Raw genomic sequence first — 17398 nt, 5'->3', positions numbered from 1 at the left:
GTATGGCATTAGCTATCTTAACTAGCTAAGCAACAAGGTATTTAACACCCGTTCCTCCACATGCATTTTCTGAATAACGATATTGAAAAAGCTTCGTTGTTCGTCAGCAATCTCTTCGGTAATGTGGCCACGTAACGCTTTCTTAACAAACCGAGGAGAATCAAAATGAAAATCATCAATTCCCTGCTGATCGCAGGCAGTCTGTTGCTTGGTAGCGCACATGCCGCACCGAGCGACTTCCTGGTCAGCACCGACTGGCTGGAGAAGAACATCAACAATCCTAAATTGCGCCTGATCGAAGTCAGCGTCAATCCGGGCGTATTCGAGCGCGCGCACATTCCTGGCGCGGTGAATTTTTCTTGGCATACCGACCTGGTTGATACAGTACGTCGCGACATCGCCAGCCAGCAAAACTTTGAAAAATTGCTGCGCAATGCAGGCGTCAACAGTGACAGCACCATCGTCCTCTACGGTGACACCAACAACTGGTTCGCGGCATGGGGCGCATGGGTATTCGACATCTATGGCGTCAAGGACGTCAAACTGCTGGATGGCGGCCGCAAGAAATGGGAAACAGAAAATCGTCCATTGGCCTCCGTGACCAAAGTACCTGCTGCTGGCAATATCAAAATCAGCGCAGCGAATCCTGCACTGCGCGCACGCCTGAGCGACGTGGTTGCAGCAGCTGAAAAGAAAAGCAATGTCGCGCTAGTCGATATCCGTTCGGCGGATGAATACAGCGGCAAGGTCTTCGCACCTGCCGGTGTACAGGAACTCGCTATCCGCGCTGGTCATATCCCTGGCGCAGCCAACGTGCCATGGGGTCAGGCAGTTGCGGCTGACGGCACTTTCAAATCGGTCGATGAGCTGAAGAAAATCTACGCTGCAGCTGGCATCGATGGCAGCAAACCAGTCATCACCTACTGCCGTATCGGTGAACGCTCCAGCCACACCTGGTTCGCGCTGAAAAAACTGCTCGGCTACGACGTCCGTAACTACGATGGCTCGTGGACTGAATACGGCAACGCAGTAGGCGTACCGGTTACCAATCTGGCAGGCACAGTATGGGGCGGAAAATAATTGGCTGATCTGGCATTGCCGCCGCTACGGCGGCTTTTGCCTTCTGTCATTATCCTGACGGCAGCAGTCTGGTTCTCACATACCCTCGGCAGCATCGCTACGGGTGGACGCGAACTGGCACTGTCTGCCTTGTTGGGTCTTGCATTTGGCATTTTTCTACAGCGTTCGCGCTTCTGTTTCTTTTGCGTCAGTCGTGATTTCATAGAACGACGCGATGCACGCGGCCTGCTCGGCATCATCGTGGCACTGGTCGTCGGCATACTCGGCTACCACCTCGTCTTCGGCGCATTCATGCCCATCCCTACCCTCGGTCGCTTGCCACCACAAGCGCATATCGGTCCGGTGAGCTGGGTACTGGCGGCAGGCGCACTCAGCTTTGGCATCGGCATGGCACTCTCGGGCTCATGCATCAGCGCACATTTATATCGCCTGGGCGAAGGCTCGACCGTTTCGCCATTTGCACTACTTGGCGCGCTGTTTGGTTTCGTACTAGGCTTCCTCAACTGGAACAAGTTGTATCTGTCCGGCATACAGGAGGCACCTGTGGTCTGGCTACCACATCATTTCGGTTACGCCGGATCTGTCGTATTACAACTTTCGATATTGGCTGCACTCGCGATCTGGCTCTGGCGTGCGCACAGAACGCAAGAAGCAAGTAGCGGCAATCGATGGGAGCGACGCTGGCCTGCCTATGTGGGCGGTCTGCTGATCGGATTTGTCGGCGTGCTCTCTTACTTCCGCATCGGACCACTGGGTGTGACTGCGGAGCTGGGCAGCATCGCACGTACGGCAGCGAATAGCTTGTCATGGTTGCCTGCTCGTCTCGAAGGTGTCGATACCTTCTCCGGCTGCGCAACCGTCATCAAGGAAACCCTGTGGTCGCAAAACGGTGTGTTCGTCATCAGCCTGATCCTCGGATCACTGGCCGCCGCTATCTCTGCCGGTGACTTTAAACCGCGTCGTCCCAAGCTGCCTGAAATCGGCCGCGCATTTGCCGGTGGCATCCTGATGGGTTGGGGTTCCATGGTGGCGCTGGGTTGCACGGTCGGCACCTTGTTGTCCGGCATCATGGCTGGTGCGGCATCGGGCTGGATCTTTGCGCTCTTCCTGTTCGGCGGGCTATGGATAGGATGGCAAATAAGAGTGAAGATGCACTGGAACTAAACCGGCGCATCTTTATTCGTCACACTTCAACTATTCGGCACCCGCTCACCTTCAGCCTCAACAAAGTCGTCAAACGACTCATTGCTGCTGGCATGTAGCTTCGCGTACAAGCCTTTGTTCAGCAGCAATTCATCGTGTGAACCTTTTTCGACGATGCGACCTTTCTGCAGCACCACAATCACATCTGCATCACGTATCGTCGCCAGGCGGTGCGCAATGATGATGGTGGTACGTCCCTTGCGTAGTACATTCAAGGCACGTTGAATTTCCAGTTCAGTGAAGCTATCTATGTTCGCGGTCGCTTCATCCAGGATCAGGATTTTTGGTTTCGCCAACAAGGCTCGTGCGAAGCTGAGCAACTGGCGTTGCCCGATAGAGAGATTGCGGCCGCGCTGGCCCAGCATGGTGTCGTAACCATCCGGCAGGCGCATGATGAAATCATGTGCACGTACGGCTTTTGCCGCTTCTATCACCTGCGCCCGCGTCGCCCATTGCAAACCGTAGCGCATATTGTCCGCGATGGTTCCGCTGAAGAGGAAAGGCTCCTGCAACACCATGCCTACGCACTGCCCCAGCGAGTCCAATGTCAGGTCACGCACATCCTGTCCGCCAACTTTGACTTCACCATCCCACACATCGTAGAAACGATGTATCAGGGCCGCGATACTGGTCTTTCCGGAACCTGTAGGGCCGACCAATGCCACTGTCTGGTAGGGCTGGATATGCAGGTTGAGATCATGCAGTACAGGCTGATTCGGGCGATAGCCGAAAGTCACGTGATTGAACTCGATCGCTGGCGGCACATCCGGCAGGACCTGCGCGTCCTTCTTGTCGCTTAGCGTCACTTCTACATCCAGCACTTCAAAGATACGCTGGCCGGATGCCATCGCACGTTGCATCACCGTGTATTGCATCGTCAGCGTGCGGATAGGATCAAAGAAGCGTTGTACACAAAAAATGAAGGCAACCATGACGCCGACATCGAGTTGTCCCGATACGACGGATGAACCACCGACCACTACGACGATAGCCATTGCCAGTCCAGTCAATGTATCTACCGTCGGCATCATGACTTGCGATGCCCGCGACGAACCGATTTGCGCCTGCAAATTTTCTATCGCACGTACATCGTAGCGTTCGAAGTTGACGATCTCGCGACGGTTCTCCTGCACCGTACGTATGCCGTTGATGTTTTCTGCCAGCGCAGCGTTCACACTGGATGAGGCCTCACGTGCACGCGTAAATGCCTTGCGCGCCCATGGCAGCCATATCTTGCGCACCAGGAACATCATAGGCAGCACGCACAAAGTCAGCAAACCCAATTTGACGTCCATCAGCAACAAGACGGCGACGATACCTATCAGCAGGAAGAAATCACCGACTGCGGATACCGATGTCTCCATAAACTCCTGCAAGGAGTTGACGTCACCCTGCAGGCGCGCCATCAGGCGCCCTACCTGAGTCTGGTCAAGTATGGATAAGGACACATGTTGCAAGTGATTGAACATGGCGCGACGCAAATCAAAGATCACTCTTTGCGCCAGACGCGCTGCTACCCATTCCTGGAAAAAATTGGATACCGCGTTCAGGATAATCAGCGAAACGAATACCGCCAGGATAGTGTTGAACGCAAATTGCGCATTCCCGACTGCGCTATCCACCGCGTAACGCACCGTCACCGGGATCAATACTTGCACGATGGTGAACAAGGCAACGGTAACAACTACCGCCACCAGTGCCCAGCGATGCGGACGTATATAAGCCCACAACCTGCTGACGACGCGACTGTCGTAGCGTGCAAAGATATCTTCACCACGTACTTCTGCATTCAGATCTATGGCTTTCTTGGCCTGCGTTGTACTCAAGATGCAAACTCCACATTGCTATTGTTTTTAATCTCGCCAGACACGGATGTATTTGCAGATGCATCTGCGTCGTTCTGTGCACCGCGATTCTGCAGATTCCACAATTCGGCATAACGTCCGCCTGCGACAGCCAGCTCAGCATGCGTGCCACGCTCCACGATGCGACCTTCATCCAGCACGATGATCTGGTTGGCGTGCTTGAGTGAACTCAATCTGTGCGCAATGATGATGGTCGCCGTATTCTTCAACGACGATTGCAGGGCAGTGCGTACGCGTTGCTCGGTTGCCGGATCTATCGCTGCGGTCGAATCATCCAGTACCAGGATGGCAGGCTGATCCAGCAAGCCACGCGCGATGGTCATGCGCTGACGCTGCCCGCCAGATAAAGCCACGCCACGTTCACCGACACGCGTGGTGTAGCCCTTGGGCAGCTGCTCTACATGCTCATGTATCTGCGCTACCGATGCCGCGGCAATCACGCGCTCTTCACCGGCTTGTGGCTCGGAGTAAGCAACGTTGTTATGTACCGAAGTATCGAAGAGGAAATTTTCCTGTTGCACCAGGCTGACTGCACTGCGCAGTGAAGCAAGCTTGAGTGAGCGCAAGTCCTGACCATCGATGGAGATGCGGCCCGAGCTCACTTCATAGAAACGCGGGATCAAATGCGCCAGGGTCGACTTGCCGCTGCCCGGCGCACCCACTATGCCCAGTACTTCACCTTTCTTCACTTCGAAGCTGATGTCGTGCAGTATCGTCCTGTCATTCGGTCCATGTCCGTATGCAAAGCTGACCGAGTCAAAGCGCAACAAACCTTGATCGAGCTGTAATTCATGCGCTTGCGATGCATCCTTGATTTCCGGGTCGGTATCCAGTACTTCGAACAGGCGTGCACCGGAACCTGTCGCACGGGCACTGGCATTGACGATCATGCCGATCTGGCGCAACGGTTGCTGCAGGATGGTGATGAAGGTCAGGAATTCAGTCAGCGAGCCCACCGTCAATGCACCACTGGCAACACGCTGGCCGCCTACCCATAGCACCAATGCCATAGACGTGTAGTAAGCCAGCACCATCGCACTCATATTGCCCATGCGTTCGGTGATGCGTTGATTCGACAAACGCAGTGCAACGTCGGAGATCTTGTCGAACTTGGCCATCTCATGCAGGCGTGAAGTGAATGCACGTACCACACGTACACCTTGCAGGTTCTCTTCCATGTTGAGCGTCATCTCTGACATCATCTTTTGCAAGCGCTGCCAGCTCACACGCAAACGCAGGCCGGTACGCGCTGCATTCCACGCGACGAACGGCACAAAGCTTAATGCCAGCAAACCCAGCGTGACATCTATGCTCAGCAAGCGCCATGAGCCTACACCCAGCAGCAAGCTCAGGGTAATCACACGCAACACACCGAATTCCAGGAAAGCACGCACGCCTTCCAGATCCAGCATGCCACGTGCGATCAGATCGCCGGTGTGTATCTTGTCGTGATAGCTGAAGCTGAGTCGTTGCAGCTTTTCATAGAAAGCCATGCGCAAGTCGTAACCAACTTTTTGCGCCAGCGTCTCACCCAGATAACCCTGCAATCCGGTCAGTATGCCGCGCACGGCACAGACCAGTACGATCAGGCTGCCAGTGACCAGCAAGGCCTTGCGCACGACATCTGCACCCAGCTGGGCATTTACCAGCAAGTGACCGGCCTGATCCACCGCATGTCCAAGCAGCAGCGGCATCAGCAAGTTGAAAACGGCTGCACCCAGCGCCGCCAGGATGGCGAAGGTGCAATGCCACGGGTAACGTACCGCCAACCTGGTCAAGCGGCCCAGTACTTGCGGCATGGCCTGCACATCAATCTCTTCCGAGTGATGCGGCAAGGCTTTAGGTCGCGGTTTCTTTGCCTTGTTTGTTGCAGTATTTGCTGGCTGGGCGACAGATGGAGCGTCACTGTCGTCAGCAGAAGGAGCGGAGGAAATACTCATAGAACGGCTATCCACAAAATAGTGTGACTAAAAAATTAACTGCCTGGTACTACTGCTATGCAAGCCTGCCGCGAATTCTGCTGATACTTCCGCTTCAGGAAAGATCAAAGCGCATTGCGCGGAACGCGACCGATGACCGGATACTCCGGGTCGGTGTAGCCGGGTGTGCTCGGGTGGCCAGGTGGCACCAGGCGATCAAACAAGGCTTCGTCTTCCGCCGTGTAGCGATAGTTCAAGGCATCCAGGTAGGCTTGCCACTGCTCAAAAGTGCGTGGGCCGCCGATGACAGATGTCACCAGACGATTATTGAGTACCCATGCCAATGCCAGTGCAACGTTGGTCGTGCCATGTGCTTGCGCATGCTCATGCAATGCTTGCGCCAGTGCGATGGATTCCGGACGCCACTCGGTTTGCAGTGCACGTTTATCACCACGCCCGACCCGACTGTTTTGATCCGGCTCATTGCCTGGCAGGTATTTACCGGTCAGTACACCGCGTGCCAGCGGGCTATATGACACCACGCCCAGGCCGTGGAAATTGCAGGCAGGCAGATGCTCTACTTCCGGCATGCGATTCGCAGCGTTGTAATACGGTTGCGAGACGATAGGCGGCGCTACGCCCAGCTCCTTGCTCAGATGTACGACTTCAGCCAGCTGCCACGCACTGAAGTTGGATAAGCCGAAGTAACGTATCTTGCCCTGTGCAATCAGGTCACCGAGTGCGCGTACAGTTTCGTGCAAAGGCGTGGCCGGGTCAGGTCGGTGCAGGTAGTAGATATCGATATAGTCAGTACCCAGGCGCTGCAGGCTTTGCTCTACTGCCTGGATGATGCGGCGACGCGACAAGCCTTTTTCATTCGGCCATTTATCGGAACCATTTCCGACCTTGGTTGCCAACACCCACTTATCGCGTTGTGCGGCGATACCCCTGCCGACTACACGCTCCGATTCGCCACCGGTGTAGATATCTGCGGTATCGATGAAATTGATACCGTGCTCATGCGCATGTTGAATAATCTGATGCGAAGTTTGTTCGTCACTGGCACCGCCAAACATCATGGTGCCCAGACACAGACGCGATACTTTCAAACCGCTTTTTCCTAAATTTTCGTATTGCATCTCACACCTCTTTATTTATTTCCATCAGGTTGGTAAGAACCAGCACCTGATGTCTTGCTCAACCATCAGGCGCTGGCCAGTGCTTCATTCTTCGCTGCCACCACATTCGCATCAGCGACGGCATTTGCTGCTTGCTCTTCCGCCTTTTTCTCTATCTGGTTAAAACGTCGGCGCAGCGGCACTTTGTCGTTCAGATAATAGTTGCCTACATCGTACAAACGCCAGCGCACCGGATCGTGCAAGGTATGCGTACGTGCGTCGCGCCAGTAGCGATCCAGATTGTGCTTGCTGGCGGTCGCTTGCGTGCCAGAGAATTCAAACAGTTTATTCGTAATCAGCAATGCTGCATGGGTACTGGCCGCACGCACTTCGGACACAGCAATAGATGCCTTGGTCCAGTCCGCCTGCAAACCAGTTACATACGCATGATCAATAATCCTGCCTGCGCGTTCGAGCAAGGCTTCCGCGCCATGCAAGGCGACCGACAAGTCACCGATCTCACGGATGGTTAATTGATCTTCTTCCCATGCTGCATCCGGCGCTGCATCCGCTTTCTTAGGATTACGCCCGCGGATAAATGCGATCGTTGCTTCGAATGCTGCGCGTGCAATGCCGGTATCGATGGCTGCATGCATGATCTGTCCGGTAGGGCCGACCGGTGAGACGTGTTCTTTCTTCTCACGGTGCGACACGACCAGATTCTTCGCTATCCGTGCGTTGTCCAGGATCACGCTACCGCTGGCGGTAGTACGTTGTCCTAGCCCGGCCCAGTCATCAATAATCGTCAGGCCTTCTGCGTGACGCGAGAAGAAAGCGAGGTGATGCTCTTCCTTGTCTTCGCTATTCAACGCGGTCGGTATCCAGTCGGCATACAGCGAACCGGTTGCATAGTATTTACGCACGGTCGCGCGATAGTGTTCGTCGCCATCTGCAAACAGGCTGACCTTGCGGTCTTCGGGCTTCTTCACATTCAGTTCTACCAGCGCGTTACCGAAGTGATCCCCGGCCAGTATGCGCTCAAAGAAGAATTTCTTTTGTTCGTCGCTACCGTGCTCACGTATCAACTCGATCACGAAGTAGTGGTTCTGCGGGATCTGTCCGATAGAGCCATCTGCCTTCGAGAAGATAGCGAAGATCTGCGCCAGCGTGACGTAGGACACACCGGCACCGCCATACTCTTTCGGCACGGTGATACCCCACAAGCCGCTTTGCGTGATTTGCTTCAGCTCGGCAAACGGCAGGCGTCGTTCACGATCTCGCACCGATGCTTCCTGCGCAAATTCATCCGCGAGTACCTGCGCTGTCGCCAGCGCTTTTTCATCACTGCGGATCAGATGGACTACGCCGTGGTCGGTGTACTGCAATGTATTTGATGTACTCATACGATACTCCTTGTCGTGCTAAGAATGGCGCTCAATCGCCCGTGCTTGTTTGCTTGTTATTTCCAGGTCCGGTACTGCGCAGCGGTATGGCTATCCGGCAGCTTGGCACCACGGCCAAACAGCTTCTGCCGCAGGCTGCCTTCTTCATATGCTTCCTTGTACAGGCCACGGCTTTGCAATTCAGGGATGACCAGGTCGATGAAGTCGCGATAGGTTTCCGGTGCGACGGTACGTGTCAGGTTGAAGCCGTCGACATCTGTTTCTTCTACGTACTTGGCAATTTCATCTGCGACTTGCGAGGGTGTGCCGACTATCGCCGAGTTCTGCGCGCCGAAGCCGCGGCTTTGCAACAGCTTGCGACGAGTTGTTCCTTCCAGGAAGTTGCGGCCACGCGCACTACCTACCCGCTTCAGGCGTCCCGGATACAGCGCTTCCAGTTTCTCCGGCGTGATCTCTTCGTCCAGTTCGAATTTTTCGAGGTCTATACTCTGGCCGCTGGCCATATGCGCGAGCGAGCCTTCCGCACTGGCGTATTGTTTATAGTCCTCATACTTTTCACGTGCTGCTTTCTCATTGCTATCGACCACGACGGTGAGACCGGAGAAGACCAGGATGTCATTCGGCTGACGACCGGCATCCACTGCCAGGCGACGTATATTCGCAATGCCTTTAGCCAGCAGTTCACGATTCGGCGCACCTGTGAATACGCACTCGGCATGCTTGGCAGCAAATTCATTGCCGCGTTGCGAGGCGCCCGCCTGGTACAGCACCGGCGTACGCTGCAGCGAAGGTTCGGTCAGGTTATAAACACCATCGACCTTGTAGTAAGGACCGTCATGATGAATGCGATGTATCTTCTTCGGATCGGCATACATGCCACGACCCTTGTCACGTACGACGGCGTCATCTTCCCAGCTGCCTTCCAGCAGTTTGTAAAACACTTCCATGAAGTCATCGCCACGTTCATAACGATCGTCATGATCTATCTGTTGTTTCAATCCCATCGCCCGGGCCGCACTATCGAGGTAACCGGTCACGATGTTCCAGCCAACGCGGCCATTACTCAAATGATCCAGCGTGGCGAGACGGCGCGCGAACAGATAAGGCTGCTCATACGTAAGGTTGCAAGTCACGCCAAAGCCCAGGTGCTTGGTCGCTTGCGCCATCAGCGGCACGACATACAGCGGATCGTTGACCGGTAGCTGCACTGCTTCACGTGCGGTCGCTTCTATGCCATCTCCCAGCACGTCGTAGACACCGACGATATCAGCCAGGAAGACGCCATCGAACAAACCTCGCTCCAGCAGCTTGGCCAGCTCAGTCCAGTACTCCGGTTTGGTGTAGTCGCTGGAGTTATCGCGTGGATGCTTCCACAGGCCGTGATGAATATGGCCTACACAATTCATATTGAAAGCATTCAGGCGTATCTTCTTGCTCATACTTGATTCCGGATTCTCTGATGGGTACAACAATTGTTAGCGCGTGAAAAAGCCATAGCAGCGGCGCACCGTGATACATACGGCAAACCGGCAGAGACTTCTGGGATGGTTATTCTGTCGTCGATCACGCAGCGGGATCGCTGGTGATAGCGAGGCTTAAGCAGTCCGACCAGAGAACAATATCAATTCATTGCTCGCTAAAGAACCAAGCAAATTTCATTTCAATATTCCGCTTAGGTTCGGAGTTCAAACTCCTCTGGTGCAATGCTTAGCTTTATATGTGGATAGGACAAGGGAGTATCAGTCGGTGCATACAGGCTGGCTGCATGCACCGCACTGACTGAGCGTTACCAGCGATAAGCACTCGCGCCGAAATTAGCTTCATAGAACGGACCGACATGCGTGCCCGGCGGAATGATGGCATCGATGCGTTGCAGGTCTTCCGGCGTCAGCGTCACTTCTATCGCCTTCAATGCATCTTCCAGTTGCTCCAGTGTGCGGGGACCGGTGATGGCGCTGGTGACGCCGCGCTGCTGCGCAACCCAGGCCAACGCCAGTTGCGACAAGGGCAAACCTTTTTCTGCTGCCAATTCTGATAAGGGTTCAATCACATCAAACACCCGGTCGACAAAGCGACGCGCCTGCATAGGGTTGGGATTGGTGTAACGCGAGTCCAGTGGCAAAGGCTGACCCTTGCGATACTTGCCGGACAGCAGGCCGCCACCGATCGGGCTCCACGGGATCACCGCTAAACCAAAGGTTTCCGCCACAGGTAGTAGCTCGCGTTCTATGCGTCTATCCAGCAGATTGTACGGCGGTTGTTCCGACACGAAGCGATTCAGGCCCAACTCCTTGCTGGCCCACAGCGCTTCGACTACCTGCCAGCCCGCGAATGTCGTCGAACCGATATAGCGCACCTTACCCGACTTCACCAGGTCGTCCAGCGCACGCAGCGTTTCATCTATCGCGGTGGTCGGCTCCGGTCTGTGTATCTGATACAGATCGAGATAATCTGTTTGCAGGCGACGCAGGCTGTCTTCCACTTGCTGGATGATATGGCGACGCGAACTGCCACGCAGATTACCGTCGGTGTCATGCATGGGCAGATGGACTTTGGACGCAAGGAAGATATCCTTGCGCTTGCCATTGCGCTTCAGTGCCTCACCTGTGAACTCTTCACTGCGACCACGTGCATAGACATTCGCGGTATCGATGATGTTGATGCCTGCATCAATCGCACGATCAATAATGCGTATCGTGTCATCCAGCTCGGTCTTGTTGCCGAACATCATGCAGCCCAAAGTCAGTGGTGAGATCTTGACGCCTGTGCGTCCGAAGTTACGATAGTCTTTCAGTCCCATAAGTACAAATCTTTCTGAAGTAAAAGCATGCGCGCAAGGTGTAGCCGGATGCGCATATATGCGCTCCGGTAGGCACTGCGGGATGCGATGATTGGTGTGGGCGCGTATGAAAAACTACACGCCTTGTTTATAGGTAAAAGCTAGATGAGTAATGCGGCGATTTTCTCCAGCCACAATTGGTCGAGGGCGGAAAATGCATCCGGATATTCACTATCTACATCCAGTACGCCCGCGACCTCGCCGTTACGGTCGAAGTAAGGAACAACGATTTCGGAACGAGACAAGGAACTGCATGCGATGTGGCCAGGGAACTGATCTACATCCGGTACCACGATGGTTGCCGACTGCTGCCAGGCGCTGCCGCATACGCCCTTGCCTTTGGCGATGCGGGTGCAGGCAAGTGGCCCCTGGAAAGGTCCAAGCACCAGCTCGTCCTTTTGCACACGATAAAAGCCTACCCAGTGAAAGCCGAAGGCCTGATGCAGGACGGCTGCGATATTGGCCTGGTTAGCAATCAGGTCAGACTCCGCCGCCAGCAATGCTGCTATCTGCGGTAATAACTCCGCATAGATATCTGCCTTGCCACCCTGTTTGTTGAAACTCAGTACTTCAGCCATCGTTATCGTGCTTTCTTCCCAAGATAGTTCCAGAGTCTATTGGGCAAATTGTTCGTTGCCAACCAGACCCAGCTTGTTCGCGCCCAATCGCTGTGCCGACGCCAATACCGCTGCCACCGCCTTGTATGGCGCATTGCGATCTGCACGCAGGTGCAGTTCCGGTTGCACATCTTGCGCTGCCGCACCGGACAACTTGCTGTCCAGCACTTCACGATCTGCGATGGTTTCGCCGTTCCAGCTTACCACTCCTGCCGCATTGATATCGACCTGAACCACTTCCGGAATTACCGTTTGCGGTGGTGGATTACCGGCTGGCAGATTGAGCTCTACATTATGCAGCTGAATCGGGATCGTGATGATCAGCATGATAAGCAAAACCAGCATCACGTCGATCAGCGGCGTGGTATTCATTTCCGACATGACTTCCGGTTCGCCGGAGCCACTGCCTGAGCCTACGCTCATGCCCATGATTTATCCTTTACTTGAATTTATGCGCCGCGCGGCGCGGGCTCGGTGATGAAGCCTATCTTGACGATACCGGCACGCTGGCAGGCAAAGATCACACGACCGATTGCTTCATACTTCGCATCGCCATCGCCACGTATCTGGATCTCTGGTTGCGGCTGTTGCACGGCGACAGTTTTGAGACGTGTGGTCAATGCTTCGGCACCTGCTATCGATTCCTGATCCCAGTAAATCTTGCCGTTTTTATCAACCGACAGATTGATGTTTTCCGGCTTGGTTTCACGCACATGGTTTTCTTCGTGCGGCAGATTCACTGCTATCGTGTTGGTGACGACCGGGATCGTAATCAGGAAGATAATCAGCAGCACCAGCATCACGTCGACCAGCGGCGTGGTGTTGATCTCTGACACCACGCTATCTTCTTCCCCGCCATTGCCAAAAGTAAGCGCCATGATTTAGCTCGCTTTGGATGGCGCGGAGCTGAGCAGTACAGCGTGCAGGGTGGAGCTGAAGTCTTGCACTTTTTCCAGCGCGGCTTTGTTACGACGTACCAGCAGGTTGTAGCCCAGCACTGCCGGCACCGCCACTGCCAGACCGATCGCGGTCATGATCAACGCTTCACCTACCGGGCCCGCTACTTTATCGATCGATGCCTGGCCGGACAGACCGATTGCTGTCAACGCGTGATAAATACCCCAGACCGTACCGAACAAACCGACGAACGGCGCAGTGGAGCCTACCGTCGCGAGGAAAGCCAGGCCGTCCTGCAGACGGTTCTTCACGGTATCGACCGAGCTGTGCAAGGACTGCACTACCCAGGTGTTGAAATCCACATGTGCCAGCAAGCCACTGTGATGTTCGGTTGCCTTCAATGCCAGGGTACCGATGAAATGGAAAGGCGTGCCGCTTTCCAAAGTATCCAGGCCTTGACGTACCGTACCGGCATCCCAGAAGGTGCGTTCGGTATCACGCGCCTGCTTGTGCAACTTGCGTTGTGCCAGCAGCTTGGCGACGATGATGTACCAGCTGCCGACCGAGAACAACAAGAGGATCAGCAAGGTACCTTTGGCGACGAAATCACTGCCATTCCACAACGCGGAGATGCCGTATGGATTCACTTCCTTGCCATGCTCACCGGCTTGCGCTGCTGCACTGCCGGATGCGGCCTGTGCGGCAACGATGGCTGGCGCCGCAGCGACGGCAGGTGCCGCTGTATTGCCAGCGGAGTAAACAGGGGCACTAAAGAAAATTGCCAGGAAGACGGCAACTGCGGATAAACGATTACGGCTAAACATGATTTCTCCAATTAAAAATTACACAGCACAAAGCTGAAGATAAAGCTTGGAAGCAGTTGAAGATGGATGACGCACTCAACTGTCGGTGATCGCCTGCTACTCCACTTTGAATTCGAAAGGTACTTGCACTACAACTTCGCGCCCCTGGCCCACGCAGTTGAAACGTTGTGCGGCATCAAGCGCGGCACGGTTCAGCAATGGATGAGCAGAACGAATCAGACTGAAATCACGCGACTGGCCATTGGTACCGACTACAAACTGCACCAGCACATTGCCGGAGATATTGTTTTGCAATGCCTGACGCGGATATTCCAACGATTGACGGATACGGGTAGAGTCCGGGCAAGCCAGACCAACTTTTGCTACTGCAGGAGTTGGCGCAGGAGGAACGTATGGCTCAGGCGGCGCGCTGCTGACAGTTGCAATCACATTAGGCTGCGGCTGTACATTTACCTGTACTTCAGGCGGTGGCACATATGCTGGAGGTGGTTTGACGAATTTTGGCGGCGGCGGTGTTTTGACTTGCGGCGGTGGCGGCGGCAGCTTTACCTCTTCGATGATGCGGGTCTCTATCGGCTTGCTGATGACATTGATGACATCGCGTGCGAGGCCAGTCACCAGCGCATAACCGATCAGCAAATGCAGCAAGACGGTCACGCCTATACTGGCGATAGATTTGTTCGAGTACTGCTGTTGTCTGTCTAAGGCGAAATCCATTTTATTTCTCCATACGCTGCGAACAATTGTTCGTTCAGCGCGCTATTTTCATTACCGAAATTTCTACGATGAATATTTGGGGATGTAGGCACGCATCTCGTGTCATCCATCTACCTGCCAGCGCCTCGAACTCTGCTCATGACCTGGACTGGTATGCTGTGGCATGGAGTTTGGACACCGTGATCGTCATCTTGCTCTGATAAAAGCAGACGCTGCCGTTTCCCCAGCGAGGCCAGAATAGCATCGTGTTTTCCGATTCAATACCAACAAAATTTCACTTCTATATCCGCTTTCCCTCATATCTAAATTCCACTTTCTGAAATTGGCGCAACAGTAAATGCGTATAGATATGAGACGAGAGATATGCCCGATCTGATTCGATGGAAGGCGCAAGATCGTTGCTGTATCTTGCTTTGCGGCGGGAATAATGTATGCGGGCTTGTCACACTGCATGCAGGCAACGCAAGCGCATTCAGAAATGGAATAAGCTAATGCAGATAAATTTGCGCATAAAAAAAGCCGGCATTAACGCCGGCTTGGGTACAACTTGAGATTGATTGAGTTCGGGAACGCTTCCCTCATTCGATGGCTAACCATAAGAATGCCAGGCCAACACCGACTGGTATGCCGAAGCGTTCCAGCTTACTACCGTTTTCTTTCGCAATCACTTCGACAGGCAGTTCAGTCATTGCCATCACTTTGTTGACGACCGAACCTTCGAAGAAACGCGACAACGCATTCTTACGTGTAGTGCCCATCACGATTTTTTGTGCTGCAGTTTCCTGTGCACAAGCGACTATGCCTTCAGCGGCATCACCTTTGCGGATATGAACCGAGTGCTCGACACCTGCTTTGCTCAGCATATCAACAGCGCCTTGCAATGCTTGTTCGGCACGCTCTTCTTGCAGCAAACGCACGTTACCAGATGGTACAAAACGTGTGATGTATCTCGACAGACGCGGTTGGACATTCGCCAGTTTCACGTTGATCAATTCGTCATGCATGGCACGATATTGAATAACGTATTCCACTGCACGCAGTGCATTCCGCGAACCATCTACGGGTATGAGAATGTTTAGCATGATACTTTCCTCGCAATGTATAAACGTTAACGGTTGATGTGAACTGTGTTCTTATGGATGTCTTGGTGTTGCCTCCCCGCGTGTTGATTTGATAGGCGCATTCCTCAGCAAACCACTCAGTACGACCCCGCCTACAATCAGGCCATACAGCAACCATTCCACTACTCTGTTCTCCAGCAAATATTCCTGCACGACCGCTTCATTCGAAATCATCGTTGCCGCGGTCCACGCCAGCACGCCAGCACCTATATAAATGATGACCGGATAGCGTTCGACCCATTTCAAAATCAGCGTGCTACCCAACACCATAATCGGCACACTGATCAGCAGCCCCAGCACCACCAGCAGGAAATCACCATGTGCTGCACCAGCTACGCCGAGTACGTTATCCATACCCATCACTGCATCTGCCACGATGATGGTGCGGATCGCAGCCCACAAACCGACACGCGAACCAGACAACTCACCATGTTTCTTTTCCGCCTGGATCGGTGCCAACAATTTGTAAGCGATCCAGACCAGTAGCAAACCACCTATCAACAACAGACCGGGCACATTCAGCAGCCAGACTATCGCGACTGTCATGGCTATCCGCACTGCGACCGCACCTACCGTACCGCCGATGATGGTGATGCGTTGCAAATGGTGCGGCAACTTGCGCGCAACCAGGGCTATCACTATTGCGTTATCACCAGCCAGTACTAAATCGATGATGATGATCGCGAGCAAAGCCGAGAAGAATTCCGCCGAGAACATATCCATGTCTCCTCCTCGCAAGCAACCGACCACTTTCGCCCGCCGGCATGCAGAAAAGATTTGCGCGAAAAAAAACCTTTACCTGCTATCGGTAAAGGTCTCGCTACAACGTTGCCGTTGCCTGCAGGCCGGGGAAATCCCGTAATGACGGCTTCTGCAGTAAAGCTACTCCCCTTTAAGGGCGACTACTTAGCTTCAACATAGGCCAGCGGATAGGCACTGTCAATGGAAATATGAAGATTTTGTTAAACTCAATCTAACGAAAACCTGAGATTTGTCTAAGAGGTTGAATATATGGACTTATTTTTGACTTTTTGCACCAATTCCATCGCGGTTTGCCTGTTTTCAGGTGATTTCATGAGGAAAATTCGAGTGAAATCGGGCTGTTTTAGCCTGAAGAATCGTGTGCCGAACCGGACTTGAGAAGGTTGAAACGGCAAACTGCTGACGATGCGGAAGCAGAAATGAAAAAGGGCTAGCTTTACGCTAACCCTTTTAAAATTACTGGTGCTGATGAGGCGAATCGAACACCCGACCTACTGATTACGAATCAGTTGCTCTACCAACTGAGCTACATCAGCGAAGCCGACTATTCTATCAAAAAATAGATTCTAACTGTTGCGTAAAACATGCTTTCTTGGCCGATTCAAAAGCTTCTCTGCTTAAGTTTTCAGCACTTAGAGAGCGCGGATTAAAAGCAGTCGCGAGTACGCCTACTTCTGTTTAGCACCAGGCGTCTCGTCTCTTAAGATCCCCGCGCGTAATGGACTAGGTTGCTGTTGATAGGAGCTGCGACAAAAGCGTTACCTGCATTGCTCCGTCAGCAAATCAGGCAATATCAAATACGTATTTACGAATTAACGCAGGATCCTACGCTGGAATTGGCCTGGAAATTGAAGCTGATTGAGTTGATCAAACAATTTTGAAGGGCATAAAGCCAGGAATCACGGATTTATACAAAGCGTCCGCGCAAAGCAAAAACCCTCCAGTATTTCTACTGAAGGGTTTTCTAAATAAAAGCCTGACGATGACCTACTTTCACACTGGTTGCAGCACTATCATCGGCGCAAAGTCGTTT

Annotated in this window: 15 protein-coding genes and 1 tRNA gene; 2 read left to right on the top strand and 14 right to left on the bottom strand. The window is 53.5% G+C overall.

Annotated elements, in window-relative coordinates; all coding sequences use genetic code 11:
• Positions 1 to 165 precede the first annotated feature (165 nt).
• Positions 166 to 1080 (top strand): sulfurtransferase, encoded by a 915-nt coding sequence (locus H7U06_RS14735; protein ID WP_175626892.1) that lies wholly within the window; start codon positions 166 to 168, stop codon positions 1078 to 1080.
• Positions 1081 to 1116: 36 nt separating this feature from the next.
• On the top strand, positions 1117 to 2244 hold the full coding sequence (locus H7U06_RS14730; RefSeq protein WP_254873257.1) for a YeeE/YedE family protein: 1128 nt from the start codon (positions 1117 to 1119) through the stop codon (positions 2242 to 2244).
• A 26-nt stretch (positions 2245 to 2270) separates the two neighbouring features.
• Here the strand turns inward: H7U06_RS14730 and H7U06_RS14725 are convergent, their stop codons facing one another.
• From H7U06_RS14725 to H7U06_RS14660, 14 genes are all read right to left on the bottom strand, one after another.
• A complete protein-coding gene (locus H7U06_RS14725) occupies positions 2271 to 4109 on the bottom strand; it encodes an ABC transporter ATP-binding protein (protein WP_175626890.1) in 1839 nt (612 codons plus the stop codon).
• On the bottom strand, positions 4106 to 6088 hold the full coding sequence (locus H7U06_RS14720; RefSeq protein ID WP_175626889.1) for an ABC transporter ATP-binding protein: 1983 nt from the start codon (positions 6086 to 6088) through the stop codon (positions 4106 to 4108). Before H7U06_RS14720 ends, H7U06_RS14725 begins: the two co-directional genes overlap by 4 nt.
• Before the next feature lie 104 nt (positions 6089 to 6192).
• Complete coding sequence (locus H7U06_RS14715) at positions 6193 to 7206, bottom strand: aldo/keto reductase (protein ID WP_175626888.1); 1014 nt, start codon at positions 7204 to 7206, stop codon at positions 6193 to 6195.
• Between the two features lie 65 nt (positions 7207 to 7271).
• The gene (locus H7U06_RS14710) at positions 7272 to 8588 is read right to left on the bottom strand and encodes an SfnB family sulfur acquisition oxidoreductase (protein WP_175626887.1); all 1317 of its coding nucleotides are present in this window, start codon (positions 8586 to 8588) and stop codon (positions 7272 to 7274) included.
• A 56-nt stretch (positions 8589 to 8644) separates the two neighbouring features.
• Positions 8645 to 10027, bottom strand: a complete 1383-nt coding sequence (locus H7U06_RS14705; RefSeq protein ID WP_175626886.1) for an LLM class flavin-dependent oxidoreductase — start codon at positions 10025 to 10027, stop codon at positions 8645 to 8647.
• A 347-nt stretch (positions 10028 to 10374) separates the two neighbouring features.
• On the bottom strand, positions 10375 to 11388 hold the full coding sequence (locus H7U06_RS14700; protein WP_175626885.1) for an aldo/keto reductase: 1014 nt from the start codon (positions 11386 to 11388) through the stop codon (positions 10375 to 10377).
• A gap of 140 nt (positions 11389 to 11528) precedes the next feature.
• Complete coding sequence (locus H7U06_RS14695) at positions 11529 to 12005, bottom strand: GAF domain-containing protein (RefSeq protein ID WP_175626884.1); 477 nt, start codon at positions 12003 to 12005, stop codon at positions 11529 to 11531.
• Between the two features lie 36 nt (positions 12006 to 12041).
• Complete coding sequence (locus H7U06_RS14690) at positions 12042 to 12473, bottom strand: biopolymer transporter ExbD (protein WP_124574719.1); 432 nt, start codon at positions 12471 to 12473, stop codon at positions 12042 to 12044.
• A gap of 20 nt (positions 12474 to 12493) precedes the next feature.
• The gene (locus H7U06_RS14685; RefSeq protein ID WP_124574720.1) at positions 12494 to 12922 is read right to left on the bottom strand and encodes a biopolymer transporter ExbD; all 429 of its coding nucleotides are present in this window, start codon (positions 12920 to 12922) and stop codon (positions 12494 to 12496) included.
• A 3-nt stretch (positions 12923 to 12925) separates the two neighbouring features.
• Complete coding sequence (locus tag H7U06_RS14680) at positions 12926 to 13765, bottom strand: MotA/TolQ/ExbB proton channel family protein (RefSeq protein ID WP_175626883.1); 840 nt, start codon at positions 13763 to 13765, stop codon at positions 12926 to 12928.
• Positions 13766 to 13861: 96 nt separating this feature from the next.
• Positions 13862 to 14482 (bottom strand): energy transducer TonB, encoded by a 621-nt coding sequence (locus H7U06_RS14675; protein ID WP_175626882.1) that lies wholly within the window; start codon positions 14480 to 14482, stop codon positions 13862 to 13864.
• Positions 14483 to 15060: 578 nt separating this feature from the next.
• Positions 15061 to 15564 carry a universal stress protein gene (locus H7U06_RS14670; RefSeq protein ID WP_175626881.1) on the bottom strand — a complete coding sequence of 168 codons (504 nt, stop codon included), beginning with the start codon at positions 15562 to 15564 and terminating at the stop codon, positions 15061 to 15063.
• 51 nt (positions 15565 to 15615) lie between these two features.
• Positions 15616 to 16326: a TerC family protein gene (locus H7U06_RS14665; RefSeq protein ID WP_175626880.1), complete on the bottom strand. Its 711-nt coding sequence runs from the start codon at positions 16324 to 16326 to the stop codon at positions 15616 to 15618.
• 499 nt (positions 16327 to 16825) lie between these two features.
• A tRNA-Thr gene (locus tag H7U06_RS14660) sits at positions 16826 to 16901 on the bottom strand.
• Positions 16902 to 17398: the final 497 nt, after the last annotated feature.

The sequence above is a fragment of the Herminiimonas sp. Marseille-P9896 genome (assembly GCF_903993245.1).
In the GTDB taxonomy this organism is placed as follows: domain Bacteria; phylum Pseudomonadota; class Gammaproteobacteria; order Burkholderiales; family Burkholderiaceae_D; genus Oxalicibacterium; species Oxalicibacterium contaminans.
The sequence above is the reverse complement of the archived record's forward strand: the minus strand, read 5'-3'. Positions and strand labels throughout refer to the sequence as shown.

Coding starts and splice junctions, on each gene's coding strand:
- H7U06_RS14680 (WP_175626883.1), bottom strand. CDS start 13,765: ATGTTTAGCCGTAATCGTTTATCCGCAGTTGCCGTCTTCCTGGCAATT.
- H7U06_RS14710 (WP_175626887.1), bottom strand. CDS start 8,588: ATGAGTACATCAAATACATTGCAGTACACCGACCACGGCGTAGTCCAT.
- H7U06_RS14665 (WP_175626880.1), bottom strand. CDS start 16,326: ATGGATATGTTCTCGGCGGAATTCTTCTCGGCTTTGCTCGCGATCATC.
- H7U06_RS14715 (WP_175626888.1), bottom strand. CDS start 7,206: ATGCAATACGAAAATTTAGGAAAAAGCGGTTTGAAAGTATCGCGTCTG.
- H7U06_RS14735 (WP_175626892.1), top strand. CDS start 166: ATGAAAATCATCAATTCCCTGCTGATCGCAGGCAGTCTGTTGCTTGGT.
- H7U06_RS14720 (WP_175626889.1), bottom strand. CDS start 6,088: ATGAGTATTTCCTCCGCTCCTTCTGCTGACGACAGTGACGCTCCATCT.
- H7U06_RS14700 (WP_175626885.1), bottom strand. CDS start 11,388: ATGGGACTGAAAGACTATCGTAACTTCGGACGCACAGGCGTCAAGATC.
- H7U06_RS14690 (WP_124574719.1), bottom strand. CDS start 12,473: ATGGGCATGAGCGTAGGCTCAGGCAGTGGCTCCGGCGAACCGGAAGTC.
- H7U06_RS14675 (WP_175626882.1), bottom strand. CDS start 14,482: ATGGATTTCGCCTTAGACAGACAACAGCAGTACTCGAACAAATCTATC.
- H7U06_RS14685 (WP_124574720.1), bottom strand. CDS start 12,922: ATGGCGCTTACTTTTGGCAATGGCGGGGAAGAAGATAGCGTGGTGTCA.
- H7U06_RS14670 (WP_175626881.1), bottom strand. CDS start 15,564: ATGCTAAACATTCTCATACCCGTAGATGGTTCGCGGAATGCACTGCGT.
- H7U06_RS14705 (WP_175626886.1), bottom strand. CDS start 10,027: ATGAGCAAGAAGATACGCCTGAATGCTTTCAATATGAATTGTGTAGGC.
- H7U06_RS14695 (WP_175626884.1), bottom strand. CDS start 12,005: ATGGCTGAAGTACTGAGTTTCAACAAACAGGGTGGCAAGGCAGATATC.